Source organism: Shewanella abyssi (genome assembly GCF_023284025.1).
Lineage (GTDB): Bacteria > Pseudomonadota > Gammaproteobacteria > Enterobacterales > Shewanellaceae > Shewanella > Shewanella abyssi.
The window spans coordinates 29,668-42,925 of record NZ_JAKIKR010000015.1 but is presented as its reverse complement, the minus strand read 5'-3'; the positions used below and the strand labels follow the sequence as shown (position 1 = coordinate 42,925).

Below are 13,258 nucleotides of genomic sequence, written 5' to 3'. Positions count from 1 at the left end.
ATTAAGCGAAAAGTATTAGTTTTTCGGCTGCGATTCTTCTAGGCCGATACTATTCATCCAGTGGTCAAAATCCATCATATTACCCGGCAAAACAACCTTGCTCTTGCTAGAGCTAAGTCCATCCATCTGCTTGAGATATTGTGCTCCTAACTGCATACGCACAACATTCTTACCGCCAGGAGCTGCAATAACAGATGCCATACGCTCGATTGATTCAGCCGTTGCACGAGCGATAGTTAAGATCTCTTCGCCCTTACCTTCGGCTTCATTGATGCGGCGCTGCATCTCACCTTCTGAATGGTTAATGGTCTCGGTCTTTACACCTTCAGAGCGGTTAATCTTACTTTGCTTATCACCTTCACTTTTGGCGAGTAGTGCGCGCTTTTCACGCTCGGCATTAACCTGCATCTCCATCGCATTCTTGACCGTTTCTGGTGGGGTGATATTTTTAATTTCATAACGATGAACACGGATCCCCCAAAGAGCACCAGCCTGATCTAGTACTTCAACAACCTTAGCACTAATCACATCACGCTCTTCGAATGTACGGTCAAGATCAAGGGTTCCAATCACTGAGCGAGTCGTTGTTTGCGCCAACTGAATTGCTGCAAAGCGATAATCGACCACGCCATAACTCGCCTTTACTGGATCGGTCACTGAGATATAGATAACCCCATCGACTTCAACATTGACCTCGTCACATGAAAAACACTCTTGTGGCGGCACATCAATAGTTTCTTCTTTGAGATCATGAATGTAGGAAACTTTATCAACAAATGGGATCAGCGCATGGAATCCAGCATCTAGTGTCGAATGATATTTACCTAGACGTTCAACAATGTAGGCAGATTTAGTCGGTACCAATCGAATTGATTGAAACAACTTAACAACGAAGATGGCAAAGATAAGTCCCCAAATTGCCAGTACGATCAAATCAGTATTAATTGCAGCAATCATTAGCGTGTTCCTTTCACTGAATTGGCAGACACGGCATGAGTCACTTGCTCCATACCTTCGAAAAAGCCTTCTAACTTAGCCAGCTCTGCAGGCACGATCGAGACGTCCGCTTCATGCAAAATCTTGCCTATTTGATTGATGAACTGCTCTTTTAGCTGCATATTCATCGCTTCATTGCCGCCATCTAGGGCTAATGCAGCGGAGACGAGCTCCATCCCCTCTGTTTTAGCTTTAGCAATAATGGTGATCTCTTGCCCCATACCTTTCGCTTCGTTAATGCGGCGCTGCTTTTCACCTTCAGATAGGTTAATGGCTTCCTGACGTTCACCTTGAGATAGGTTTATCATCGCGGCCTTTTCTGCATTGGCTAAAGTGATTTCGGCACGCTTGCGACGCTCTGCCTCCATCTGCTTCTCTAGTGTATGAATCACTTTTCTAGATGGGGTAATATTCTTAATTTCGTAACGAAGCACTTTGATCCCCCAAGGATCAGAGGCTTTATCAATCTCGCGCACAATAGATTCGTTAAGACTATCTCGTTCCGAGAACGTCTGACTCAAATTCAATTTACCGATCTCAGAACGCATTGTGGTTTGTGCTAGATTGACCGCAGCACGGCGATAGTCCTCAATACCGTAACTAGCAAGCTTACCGTCCATCACTTTGAGATAGACCAGCCCATCCACTTCCAGTTGGGTATTGTCTTTTGAAATACAGCTTTGCGGCGGAACATCGAGTACCTGCTCACGGATCTCATGTTTATAAGCAACCCGATCAAAAAATGGGATTAGAAAATGAAAGCCCGGCTGTAGTACATTACGGAATTTACCTAAGCGCTCAATAACATTGACTTCGCGCATAGGGACGATGAGTAACAACTTATAAAGAATGAAAAAAACAAATAGAACAAACAGTGTAAATATAAACATGTATAGATCCCTTCCCTAATATCGACAGTGTAATAGTTGAATTATTTAGCTAAATCTTCAACTCTCTCTACTAACGGTTCGACGACTAACGCTATGTTGTCTCGACAGATCACCCTAACTTGAGAACCCTCAGCAATTTCACTGCCGTCTCCCAATGCGGGCCATTCACTTCCTTGAAACTCAATACGGCCGGTTTTTTGTGCTGGCCCAATGGTTTGTTTGACTAAAGCAATTTGATTATAGAGTTCGAGCTCTTCATCTGTATTACCAACGTGTGCATCTCCACCAATAAGCTTTTGCGTGACTTGTCTAAACAGCAGCATTAACACCATAGAAGTGATGAACCAAAGTGTGAGACTTTGTACGATCCCCTCAACCAAGCCCGTCGCTAACCCTCCAGCAACAACTAAACAAGCAGCACCAAGGAGAATAACAATACCCCCAGGTAAAATAATCTCCGCTAACATTAAAAATAAACCTATACAGGCCCAGATCATGATTGGATTTGATAACTCCATATTTCCCCCTGAAATGAAAGAGTGCTGCTACCGACTATATCAGTTGTCTGTTTTTATAGCGACATAATATGTCAATATTGTTAACAATTTGATTCAACATCGGCGATTACAAAGTGTGCCCTTGGCGCTGAGTGTAACAGTAAACACTTGAATAAAAGCATGTTACTAATGGTCGCTAGGGTGGTAGTGAAACGCCATCGCCCCACAGAACACTAAGCACCATGATGTTTCATAATAAAATATTTAAAATCTAGCGCAAGAAAGCGCAACAAACTCTTTGAATATTACTAACTTTCAGCCTATATTCATCGCCATTGAAACGACTAAATAACGCGCGTTTCAACTTATACCAATTCAATTAAGTAGTTGCTCATTCAGCAGGAATTAAAATCACTTTAGGCAAGCAAGTGGGTTGTAGCTAATAGTGATTCTATATCGAGAACCACATGCGCAGTATAAAGTGATTTTAAACCCGCACAACGTGAGCTTCTCAGGACTTTCACTGCTGCGTTGCATTGTCTTAAAAGGGAATAACCATTTCTTCCACAATGCGCCTGAAATAGAAAGCCCTGAGAGAGCTCTGAATTAATCACATCTTTAATGGAATTGGTATTCACTTTACCCTTAATTAATAAAGCAATGATTGAATACACCATAGAGTGTAAAATCCCATACAGATAAGCAGCGTTAGCTGCACTAAAAAAGGTTTTGAGATGAATAAGAATTGGCTATGCCTAGCGCTATTAGTGAGTCCAACAGCTATGGCTGACAACATGATTAACTGGTGGGATGCGAGTGTGACCGCACTTTACGGTGATAATTATGATTTAGCACCGTCCGAGTCACAAACAACATTTACCTTTGAGACCGCCGGCGACTGGAAATATGGTGACTGGTTTGCTTTCCAAGATGTGATCTACTTTAACGGCTCAAATGCCGGCAAAGATAGCACCACCTATGGTGAGATATCGACGCGCTTGAGTGCGAGCAAGATCCTAGGTGAAAAAGTGGCTATGGGGCCGATTACCGATCTGTCGTTAGCATTAGCTTTTGAAGAGGGTGAAGGCCCAGTAAAGAGCTTTTTATATGGTGTAGGTATGGATATTAATGTACCTGGCTTCAGTTATTTTCAGCTCAATACCTACCGCAGACATGCCACTGGTAGCGACAATATTAGTGATGGTTGGCAGCTAACTCCAGCATTTAGAATGGACTTCCCAGTCGGTGACTCTAACATCGTATTTGATGGTTTCTTTGATTGGGTATTTGCCACTGATGAAGATGCATATGAGAGCAACTTCCACTTCAACCCACAGCTAAAGTATGACTTGGGTGCCATTGTTTTCGGTGAGCATAAGAAGAATAAGCTGTTTGTGGGTATCGAATATGATTACTGGAAAAACAAATATGGCGTCGATGGTATCGATCAAAACACCTACTCTGTGATTGCTAAATATCACTTCTAAGTAGCGCTTTAACTCCAGTTTATAACAATAAAAAAGGCGCATAATGCGCCTTTTTTTATTCGCTAATAGACCCTCTTATAGCGAATCTGCTACGGCCTAAGCCAACAGCTTTTTCGCTGCTGCCACGACGATAGAAACAGCACTTACTTCTGTTTTCTTCATCGTAGCCTCATCTGGGATCTCTTGTTGTGTGCGGTTTACAATGACACCCGCAACACAGGCTGCGCGCCAACCTTGTGAAGCACACATAGTGAACAGAGTCGAAGACTCCATTTCATAGTTGAGCACACCAAGATCTTGCCACTCTTGCATCGACCCTTTGAACTGACGAGTAATGCGGCCTGAAACCGTATCGTAACGCTCTTGTCCTGGGTAGAAGGTATCTGATGAAGCTGTGATACCGATATGAGGCTCTAGACCTGCATCGCGGCAAGCCGCAACCATAGCCGTTGTACATTCAAAGTCTGCCACAGCAGGGTATTCCATTGGGGCAAAATGCAAGCTTGCACCATCCAAACGGACAGACGCTTGCGTGACAATAACATCACCAACATTGACCTGTGGCTGAATTGCACCTGTAGTTCCAACGCGTAAGAAGGTACGCACACCTAGTTGTGCTAGCTCTTCAACTGCAATAGAGGTTGACGGACCACCAATCCCTGTAGAACAAATAACAACAGGCTTGCCATCTATATATGCTAGATAACTAGTGTACTCGCGGTGGCTGGCTAGAAATGTTGCATTGTCCATTAACTCTGCAATGCGTTTAACGCGCTCTGGATCACCGGGCACAATCGCCAAGCTAGCACCGTCCAACATCTCTTTGGTTAAGCCTAAATGAAATACATCAGACATTGTGAAAACCCCTTTCAATTTTGATTATAAAATTCTTAATAAATCGACTTTAACCTAGTATCGACCGCGATAAGGTTAACTGGATCACATTTTTCCTGCCAAGAGTAAATGAATTGTCGTAATCTAGTTACCAAAACAATAACTATAGAGTGGTAAAAATATAGCAGCTGCACTGCAGAGTGCCAGTTGATATCAATGAACAAATTCCTACAGTGAACATCCGTTAATAAACACATTAAAAACAGTAGATTATAAATTTTCAGTTCAAACCCTAAAAGCAAAGCCGCAGAACACGATCCACCTCACACTTTAGTTGAAGTAAACGCGCTAATTTAAAATTGAACCGACGAAAATATCAGTAAAAGGACAGCCTGCATGTTTCCAGAATATAGAGATTTGATCAGTACACTTAAGACTTCAGATGCTCATTTTCAGAAAAAGTTTAACAAGCACAATCTACTCGATGAGGAGATTAAAAGCCTGGAACAACACAGCGCTAGCGATTACACCCCAGAAGTGCACGAGCTAAAACTACAGAAGTTGCATTTGAAAGAGGAGCTTTACGATATTTTGAAGGGGCATTCTGCTTAATCATTAACCCACTAAAAAAGGCGCTTATCGCGCCTTTTTAATGCGCTTATTTCAACGCCTCTAACAATGACTCTGCTGAGTAAAAATAGCTGATTCGGGTAATTTTGTTGTCGCTAATTTGAATTAGCGTGGCTTGATCTTCTTGAGTGGGGAGCGCTTTGGTGATCTCACCATCTCGATCGAGTGCCACACGATAGCTAAATTTCTTAAACTGTGGGATCGCCACAAAACGCGCAATTAGTGAAGGCATACCACTGACATCAGCAACATAAGCCAAATCACCCTCGTTATACAACTCAGGTTGCTCGTCTAACGCAGTTTGAATGATAGTGCCACCATCCATGCTGCGACTAAATAGCACCTGCTGGATGCTACTATCAATCGCATAATCGGCTTCATATTGATCTTGAAGTTTCAACGTTTCCATCTGGTCGCCAACAACATACGTATTGGCCCACGCTGGGGTGATAAGCAAACTGCATAGAATCAGAATAATCGCTTTCATTGTTGATCTCGTTAATTAGCATTAGCTTTGAGAATAACCCATTATTATTAATATCACATGAAGTTAGCTTTAAATTATGATCGTCTTCACGGTTAGTTAAATAGCCGTGTAAAAGTTGAAAACGTAATATCGGCTACGTAAATAGCAAGTTACAAAGCGGTGTAACTTCAGTAAGCTGCAAAGTGAAAATGTTGTCTTAAAGGACCAAAGAATGAACGAACAAGGTTTAGATCAAGAGATTGCTCAACTACAAAATGCCTATAACATGATCACTGAGTTTATCGTGCAGTATAGTTTTAGTATTTTAGGCGCCACACTGATTTTTCTCATCGGTTTATGGGTTGCCGCTAAAGCGTCTAACCTTGTCACCCGCCTTTTCGAAAAGCATGAGTTGGATATTACCCTCAGTAATTTCACCAGTAATTTTGTGCGTATTCTAGTGATCATATTAGTCGGTGTAATCGCACTAGGAAAACTAGGTATTAGCGTCACCCCAATGGTCGCAGCAATAGGTGCCGCATCCTTGGGTGCAGGTCTAGCGATGCAAGGCATGTTAGCCAACTATGCAGCGGGTATCACCATTATAGTGACACGCCCCTTCATTGTCGGTAACACCATAGAAGTGCAAGGGGTAAGCGGCTTAGTCAAAGACATCCACTTAGGCATGACCGTATTAACCAATGAAGATGGCGAACAGATAAATGTGCCTAATAAGCATATTGTTGGCGAAGTATTGCATAATTCATTTGCCAATAAACTGGTCGAAACTGAACTTAATATTAGTTATAAATCCGATCCCGACGCCGTGGTCGCAATACTATCGAAAGTGTTGGCGGACAGTCCCCATGTCAGTAATGCAGAGCATGCCCAAGTCGGCATAAATGACTTTAATAGCATCGGTATTGAAATTGGCATCCGTTATTGGGTCGCAACCGAAAGTTACTTCCAAGATAAATACCAGACAAACTCCCGCATAATGAAGGCCCTAAAACTGGCAGAAATAGAGTTCCCCTGCCCAGTGAAAGAGATCCATATCCAAGAGCCTTAATCCGTTCAATTAGGGCCTGTAATTTTTCGGGCTCAGCCTATCTTCCTCCTATAAACTAGAGTCCTCTCTGCCACGTCGAACTAACCATTGCAGTGAGAAAATCAAAATCTACCGCTATTTAAATATGCAAAGCTCTAAATCGATGAGAACTATTCTTCGAATACAATGCTTGTAGTATCTGGCTTGAATGTTTCGCAGCAGGATAAGCGAAAATTCATAGCGTAGTAATAGAAGCATTGCAACGAAGCTAATGGGTTGTTTTCTTGATTACTTCTACATTAAAGACAGTGCGAAAAATCACAGCCTATGAACAGCAGAAAACAATCGAGAGAGTTCAACAACCCAATTAACACACTTATTTTAGGTTAGGAAACTCCACTACATGACAATCTACACAAAGAGGTTTAGAGGCTTTGTGCTCAGAATGACACACTGTACACTCAAGTAAGTCTTCATAATGGTGTGAATTATGTGGATTTTTATCCCAACGATTAGGCTGCGTCGGAATGTCAGCCATCCCTCCATGGCAGTCAATACAAGTTTGAGCATCAGGGCGTTGAAACTTACCTTTGGTTGTGTGGCAGGTGCGACAATTCATGTCACTACCTAACGCTTCTACGTGATGGGGCTTAATAACGTTGGGAGCGGCCCAAACACTGCAAGACAATAACACTGCGATAGCTGCAATGGCAAAAGAGGTTTTCATTATGCATTCGCCTTATAATTTGCTGCAGTTCTACCTGCAATTTGACCAAAAACTAAGCCGTCAACGGACGAACAACCACCGAGACGATCCATACCGTGAACGCCTCCAGAGATTTCTCCCGCGGCAAATAGGCCTTTTATCGGCTCACAAGTCGTTGCATCAATGACTTCTGCATTAGGCGTTATCGCGACACCACCCATACAATAATGCAATACCGGTGAGAGTCTAAATGAGTAGAATGGCGCTTTTAACTCGGTTCTTACATCCAATGGTTTGTTGTATGGGTCTACTGCACCTTTGACGATCTTATTCCAATCAGCAATAGACTGGGTTAATGCTGTTACGTTCTTAACCCCATGGAATTCAGCTAACTCCGCAATTGAGTTAGTCTTGAACACCGCACCATCACGGTAAGCGGCATGGAATCCTTCTGCACGGGTTGTTGTTTCTTCACTACAGAAAGTGAATGGGTAGTTCGGCTTATCTTTAGTGCCTTGCTCCATAACAACCATCTGAGCTTCTGAACGATCACGACGAGATGCTAGTTCATTTGAGAAACGCTTACCCGTCATAGGATCAACAGCAATACCCTCGGCGAAGGCATAATCAGCAAAGAATGCACCAGGACCTGCAGGACGTTCATCTGGTGACCCCCAAGGGCCTAACTGGTACATGTCCAACATTACAGGTAGAGAACCTATAGACAGCAATGATTTAATCATCCCAGCCGTAGCGCCAGACTGAGCTGTTGATCTTAGGTCAGCATAAGAGGGCATAGTCGTCTTAATGAACTGCTTATCACTGCCCCAACCGCCTGTGGCAATCACTACGCCATGACGTGATTTATAGGAAAACTCGTTCCTGAACTCTCCAGATGTATGCTCAAAATCAGTCTGAACTTCAACACCACTAATGCCGTTATCTTTATCGCGAAGGATTGAAGATACATTAGTGCGGTTTTGGAACTGGACCCCTTTTTTGAGTAAATATTTGTGCATAGGTACTACGATTGCTCCCCCTGACGCACCCACTGGGATATGACCTCGTGGCGCGCTGTGGCTACCGAGACGAAGTAGTTTGTCTTTAAACTCAACACCGCACTCTATCATCATGTCATATGCTGTATAGGCTTGTGTTGCCATAGTCTCTGCAAGCGCAAGATGGTTGAACTTATGACCCACTTTGAGCATGTCCTTCACCAAAAGCTCTGGTGAGTCTTCGATACCGTGTTTTTTCTGTAATGGGGTATTTGGCATACAAGCAATACCGCCACAGATAGCTGACGCACCACCCCATGCCATCATTTTTTCAATAACTAAAATGTTCTTTAAGCCGGCTTTATTCGCTGAATATGCAGCAGACAATCCTGCGAAACCACTACCGACGATAACGAGATCATATTCGCGATCCCAATGTTTTACTGATGTATCAGCCTTAGCCGAAAAAGGTAAGGTCATAGCCGCTGTAACGCCTATACTTCTAGTTATAAATTCTCGTCTTTTCATTATATTCCTCATCAACTTATATCTACTTGTGCTGGATAATATGGATTTAGTTGTTTTTGGTTTGTGATACCTACCTGATATACCGTGGTATAAGGAGAGGGAATACCTACTGTAAGTGACTAGATTATTAATTCAGGTTTCAGATTCTTAATTTAAATAACGGTGCATTTAACGTTTTTGAACTGTCTCTACTTGAGCGTGCTATTTTATTTGTTACTAAAAAATCAAGGCGTAACAGACAAAAAACGGCCATTAACCAACCTCTAATTGGCTATTGTTAGATGTTGTATTTAATATCAATCGGTCAATTTTATTATCGTCAGACCATGAATGGAGGCCAAATAAAGTTAGATTCCTGAGCTCAATTTTGAAAATAGTAAGGCATGACACATTGTTTTAGTCTCACAGCTAGCGGGATTCGAATTATCAAATTTGTGAGGTAAACGGTTTTTCAAGATTATTGTCACTGTGCTCTATCAGTGCAGCTTGTTTTTCTCACGCTGTCAGGACGGTTGTCATCACTTAAATTGGAATAGTTAATTGTCAGTGTGAAACACAACAAAATAGTGCCTGCTGCCAAGTTCGGCTCGGAGCATCACATCCAATATAAGAACCACGATTATCCAATACTACCCATGAGCATTCTCCTTAAGCGGGTCAAGGCATTTGGTTGCACTGCTAGGGCTAGGCAATGAATAGCTCCAGCCTCTCGTGAAGTAGTCATACAACATCACCTTCTAATGTAAATAATGCGAATTGATAGCATATTCCAATCGCTTAGGAGAAAAGTCGACGAGAGATATTGTTTGGGTGATAGGATTAAACAAGAATGAGAATTCGTAATAACCGCAATTAACTAAAGCCAAGAGAAAGCTTAAAGCCTTGCGATTACAAACCAAAAGGGAGTTCATCAGTTGACCAGAACTGTTTGGTAAATGCCTCAACTTTAGCAGTAGGGATTAAAGTTGAGACCGTTTAAAGTTGCCCTTAGCTGTGATGATTCAAATAAAGGCTAACTGACTATTGATGCGACTTAAAAATAGTAACCTAAGTTGATGTTAACGCGAAAATCCCAGTCATCACCTATTTCTGGTAGGCCAACATGATCGTTATTCGCAGTAGAGAAGGTCATATTTTTACCCGCAATAAGATCCACCATAGTGTAAGTTGGGCCAGCGGCTATTGCCACGCCAGTTACGTTTTGGAAACTGTTGTCATAAGACTCATCTTCGACATCCGGTGTCAGCAAACCAAAGTCATTGTAGAACTTAAGGCTTCCCCAGTCGGTAGCCACGGTCTTAGCAACGTTAAAGTTATAAATCTGGCCCTTAGCCGCAACTTCGTATTGCCATCCCACAACAGACATCCCAATCTTGTTTTCGTCTTGAGCATCAGCCGCATCAAACTCATAATGCATGGCCTGCATCTGCACATTCCAAGAGCCGAAATTGCCGTTTAGATGAGCAGCAACAGCAAAGCGGTCACCTGTATTGCCAGTGCCACTGTTATATATTTGACCAAACTGCCCTGAGGCGCCAACGGTAACGGCCCCAAAAGTCTGGGTATGGCGAATGTTGAACTGATTCGTTTCTTCATTATTATATTCAGTGCCATTGATTGTGCCTGTAAATAGATCAGCAGCATATCTTTCGTTGTTGCTGGCGCCGTATTCTGGGCTCTTAAAAAAAGCGACATCGGTTTGGCCGCCACCAACTTGATACGTAGCCTTCACACCTACATCACGATCATCTTCAAAACCAAGGTAGTAAGGTAGGCCCATCCACCAAGAGTTAGAGATATAGCCTGGGTTGCCGAATGGAACATGCGTAACACCACCTTGGATCTGCAGTTCAGGAGACACATCGTAAGACGCGTAGCCTAAGATAAGGTAGTCAGTACTATTATTAAGGCGGTATTCTGACGCAAAACCCCACTTACCACTTTGACCACTAGCTGTTAGAGACAACGTGTCAAAGGCAATATCTCCATATTTATCTTTTGATGACTCGCTGTAATCGATGTAATTATAATTAACACGTACAGAGCCACCAATCGAAATATTTTCGTTGATCTCTACAGCCCCTGAAGGAGCTGCGAAAGCTGCTAGTAGGGATGCTGCTATCACAGTAAGTTTGTTCATTATTGTTCCCATTTAAAAGAATCGTCCTTAAAAAACCCTCAAACCAGGATGAAGATGGGTTTGAGGGCTAGAGCTTTACTTACAGCTTGTATAAAGACTCAAGATCAACAGTCTTAATGAACTCAACACCATTGTTGATATCTTTGGTGTAGATTCTGTCCATAGTTACAAATGGAACAACTTCGCGGTAGGCGTTAAGTAGACGCTCAGTACCGTCACCTAACTGGTAGCCTTGCTCGTCACGGCGCATTTGAGCACCCTGAGTCATGTGAAACATTTCATATGACATAAGTTCAGCAGCGATGTGAGAGATTTGACGTAAACGGTCAGCCGTTAAGTGAACGTTAGTGAACTGCTCTTCCCATGAACCAGAAGTCGGGATGCCGTATAGAGTTACGTTGTTAGTCAAAGAAAGACCACGAGCCAGAACACCTGATACAGGCTGAACGATATTAGCGAAACCATCACCAGCAACACCACCGGTGACATTTGACTCAGCAACCAGGTACTTAGTCATCTTGGTGCGGCGATAGTCGTTTACTTGGTTGATGCGCCATGCTGAACCGTTCAACAGGTGAGCAATAGCCTTAGTCATCGCTTCTGTTTGTAGTGCAATGTGCGTGAAGTCGAACGATGACTGTGAGTTGATGTAGTCATTGCTCTTGCCTGGGTTAACTAGCATCTGTTTAACTTCAGATGAGTTCGAATACCACATGTCGCTACGGCCATCGATAGTCGTCAATGGGTTGTCTGAGGTGTGGTTTATCTGCAGAGTTAGCAGCTCTTCAAGCTCTTGCATCTCCTCAAGCGCTACAGCCAATGTCCAGTGAGCGCCACGGAATGTCAGTGGATCTTGTAGGGCACGTTTCTTGTTCTTCTCCCAAAGGTATGAACCACGTAGAGACTCAAGAACCGCCTCTGCTGCTTCGTGACCCATTGGGCTACCTTTACCTTCAATGCTGTGCCATAGATACGGGCTAACGTTGCCGTTCAGCGTTTCAAGACCTGCTGCAACTAGGTATGGGTTGATTTCAAGGATCTTCTTAGCATCGGCCATCGCATCAAGCAAGATAGCCATAGATACGTTACCGTTAGACAGAATTGAGATACCGTCAAGGCCAAATGGCTCGTAGACTTCAAGACCTAACTCGTCCAGAACTTCTTTAGAATCACGACGCTTGCCTTTATACATCACGTCCCATTCGCCCATAAGCGATAGGCCAATGTGTGTTGGCCATGAAAGGTCGTTGATGCCCATTGAACCGCGGCTTGGGATGAGCGGGTTAACATCATTATTCACAAATGATAGGAATGCCTCGGCGCCATCTGTTGTCATACCCGTCAGGCCTGCAGCCATTTGGTTTAGACGAATGATCATAGACATCTTTGTAATGCTGTTCTCAAGGAACGGCTCAAGGCCTGCCGCTTGAATTCGCATCTGCTTCTTGTTGAAAGCAATAGAAGCACTGCGGTTAGGCTCTTTAGTGACGTCCTTACCCGCAATTTTTTGCCCCTTCAACTCACCGAAGTTAGTGTTTAGACCGTAGATTGGAATACCAGACTTAGAGCCTTCGATTGTAATGTCGTAAGAGTGCTTGATGCGACCCCAACCAGCTTCAGTGATTTTTACATCATTTCCAGGCTGAGAAGCTTTATGTAATTGCTCTACGGTTAGTGTATTACCGTCAAGTATAATCGTCTCTGCATTTACGCTTGGCGCCATTAGGATCGCGCTAATTAGCAACGGCAGTGTTTTAGCTATTAGTTTCATCATTCCCATCCAATTGAGTAGTTTTATTTTTCAACCGAGATCATATTGATCTGTAGGACGGTATTTTGTGACAGCCAACTCATATATCTAGGTATAAGTAAAACGAATAGCTATTTATGAGATATTGGTATCATTATAAATCATTATAAAATAAGAGAATTCTATTATCGGAAGCGGATATTAAAACACGGTGTTATTAATAAAATGCATGATTGACATCACCGTTTATCAAGCATATTGACCATAATCACGTAAACTCGAAAATAT

General features: G+C 42.9%; 13 protein-coding genes. 4 read left to right on the top strand and 9 right to left on the bottom strand.

The window, feature by feature from the left end; translation table 11 throughout:
• Positions 1-15: 15 nt before the first annotated feature.
• The 3 genes from L2755_RS08770 to L2755_RS08760 are packed head-to-tail and all read right to left on the bottom strand — an operon-like array spanning position 16 to position 2,404.
• Positions 16-957, bottom strand: coding sequence for an SPFH domain-containing protein (locus L2755_RS08770; RefSeq protein WP_248980309.1), 942 nt, complete (start codon positions 955-957; stop codon positions 16-18).
• Positions 957-1,886: an SPFH domain-containing protein gene (locus L2755_RS08765; RefSeq protein WP_248980308.1), complete on the bottom strand. Its 930-nt coding sequence runs from the start codon at positions 1,884-1,886 to the stop codon at positions 957-959. The genes L2755_RS08770 and L2755_RS08765 overlap by 1 nt, the downstream gene beginning before the upstream one ends.
• Positions 1,887-1,927: 41 nt before the next feature.
• A complete protein-coding gene (locus L2755_RS08760) occupies positions 1,928-2,404 on the bottom strand; it encodes an NfeD family protein (RefSeq protein ID WP_248980307.1) in 477 nt (158 codons plus the stop codon).
• 231 nt (positions 2,405-2,635) lie between these two features.
• On the opposite strand from L2755_RS08760, the gene L2755_RS22380 reads away from it, so the two are divergent.
• Both L2755_RS22380 and L2755_RS08755 read left to right on the top strand, forming a co-directional pair.
• Positions 2,636-2,695: a hypothetical protein gene (locus L2755_RS22380; protein WP_428847785.1), complete on the top strand. Its 60-nt coding sequence runs from the start codon at positions 2,636-2,638 to the stop codon at positions 2,693-2,695.
• A 422-nt stretch (positions 2,696-3,117) separates the two neighbouring features.
• Positions 3,118-3,870, top strand: a complete 753-nt coding sequence (locus L2755_RS08755) for an outer membrane protein OmpK (RefSeq protein ID WP_248980306.1) — start codon at positions 3,118-3,120, stop codon at positions 3,868-3,870.
• 96 nt (positions 3,871-3,966) lie between these two features.
• Here the strand turns inward: L2755_RS08755 and udp are convergent, their stop codons facing one another.
• Positions 3,967-4,725, bottom strand: coding sequence for a uridine phosphorylase (udp, locus tag L2755_RS08750; protein WP_248980305.1), 759 nt, complete (start codon positions 4,723-4,725; stop codon positions 3,967-3,969).
• 375 nt (positions 4,726-5,100) lie between these two features.
• On the opposite strand from udp, the gene L2755_RS08745 reads away from it, so the two are divergent.
• A complete protein-coding gene (locus L2755_RS08745; protein ID WP_248980304.1) occupies positions 5,101-5,316 on the top strand; it encodes an HP1242/YdcH family protein in 216 nt (71 codons plus the stop codon).
• Between the two features lie 46 nt (positions 5,317-5,362).
• Here L2755_RS08745 and L2755_RS08740 read toward each other — a convergent pair whose 3' ends face one another.
• Complete coding sequence (locus L2755_RS08740) at positions 5,363-5,821, bottom strand: hypothetical protein (protein WP_248980303.1); 459 nt, start codon at positions 5,819-5,821, stop codon at positions 5,363-5,365.
• A 211-nt stretch (positions 5,822-6,032) separates the two neighbouring features.
• Here L2755_RS08740 and L2755_RS08735 point away from each other — a divergent pair, with 211 nt between their 5' ends.
• The gene (locus L2755_RS08735) at positions 6,033-6,869 is read left to right on the top strand and encodes a mechanosensitive ion channel family protein (protein ID WP_248980302.1); all 837 of its coding nucleotides are present in this window, start codon (positions 6,033-6,035) and stop codon (positions 6,867-6,869) included.
• Between the two features lie 355 nt (positions 6,870-7,224).
• On the opposite strand, the gene L2755_RS08730 is transcribed toward L2755_RS08735, so the two are convergent.
• The 4 genes from L2755_RS08730 to L2755_RS08715 all read right to left on the bottom strand — a co-directional run bounded on the left by L2755_RS08730 (position 7,225) and on the right by L2755_RS08715 (position 12,994).
• Positions 7,225-7,575 (bottom strand): cytochrome c3 family protein, encoded by a 351-nt coding sequence (locus L2755_RS08730; protein ID WP_248980301.1) that lies wholly within the window; start codon positions 7,573-7,575, stop codon positions 7,225-7,227.
• Positions 7,575-9,080: a flavocytochrome c gene (locus tag L2755_RS08725; RefSeq protein ID WP_248980300.1), complete on the bottom strand. Its 1,506-nt coding sequence runs from the start codon at positions 9,078-9,080 to the stop codon at positions 7,575-7,577. Before L2755_RS08725 ends, L2755_RS08730 begins: the two co-directional genes overlap by 1 nt.
• Positions 9,081-10,113: 1,033 nt before the next feature.
• Positions 10,114-11,223: a hypothetical protein gene (locus L2755_RS08720; protein ID WP_428847784.1), complete on the bottom strand. Its 1,110-nt coding sequence runs from the start codon at positions 11,221-11,223 to the stop codon at positions 10,114-10,116.
• 76 nt (positions 11,224-11,299) lie between these two features.
• Positions 11,300-12,994 (bottom strand): aromatic amino acid lyase, encoded by a 1,695-nt coding sequence (locus L2755_RS08715; RefSeq protein ID WP_248980298.1) that lies wholly within the window; start codon positions 12,992-12,994, stop codon positions 11,300-11,302.
• Between the last annotated feature and the right edge of the window lie 264 nt (positions 12,995-13,258).

Bases quoted from the DNA above. Each gene is read 5' to 3' on its own strand.
- L2755_RS08735 (WP_248980302.1), top strand. From the start codon at position 6,033: ATGAACGAACAAGGTTTAGATCAAGAGATTGCTCAACTACAAAATGCC.
- L2755_RS08755 (WP_248980306.1), top strand. From the start codon at position 3,118: ATGAATAAGAATTGGCTATGCCTAGCGCTATTAGTGAGTCCAACAGCT.
- L2755_RS08760 (WP_248980307.1), bottom strand. From the start codon at position 2,404: ATGGAGTTATCAAATCCAATCATGATCTGGGCCTGTATAGGTTTATTT.
- L2755_RS08730 (WP_248980301.1), bottom strand. From the start codon at position 7,575: ATGAAAACCTCTTTTGCCATTGCAGCTATCGCAGTGTTATTGTCTTGC.
- L2755_RS08770 (WP_248980309.1), bottom strand. From the start codon at position 957: ATGATTGCTGCAATTAATACTGATTTGATCGTACTGGCAATTTGGGGA.
- L2755_RS08765 (WP_248980308.1), bottom strand. From the start codon at position 1,886: ATGTTTATATTTACACTGTTTGTTCTATTTGTTTTTTTCATTCTTTAT.
- L2755_RS08745 (WP_248980304.1), top strand. From the start codon at position 5,101: ATGTTTCCAGAATATAGAGATTTGATCAGTACACTTAAGACTTCAGAT.
- L2755_RS08715 (WP_248980298.1), bottom strand. From the start codon at position 12,994: ATGATGAAACTAATAGCTAAAACACTGCCGTTGCTAATTAGCGCGATC.
- L2755_RS08740 (WP_248980303.1), bottom strand. From the start codon at position 5,821: ATGAAAGCGATTATTCTGATTCTATGCAGTTTGCTTATCACCCCAGCG.
- L2755_RS08725 (WP_248980300.1), bottom strand. From the start codon at position 9,080: ATGAAAAGACGAGAATTTATAACTAGAAGTATAGGCGTTACAGCGGCT.
- udp (WP_248980305.1), bottom strand. From the start codon at position 4,725: ATGTCTGATGTATTTCATTTAGGCTTAACCAAAGAGATGTTGGACGGT.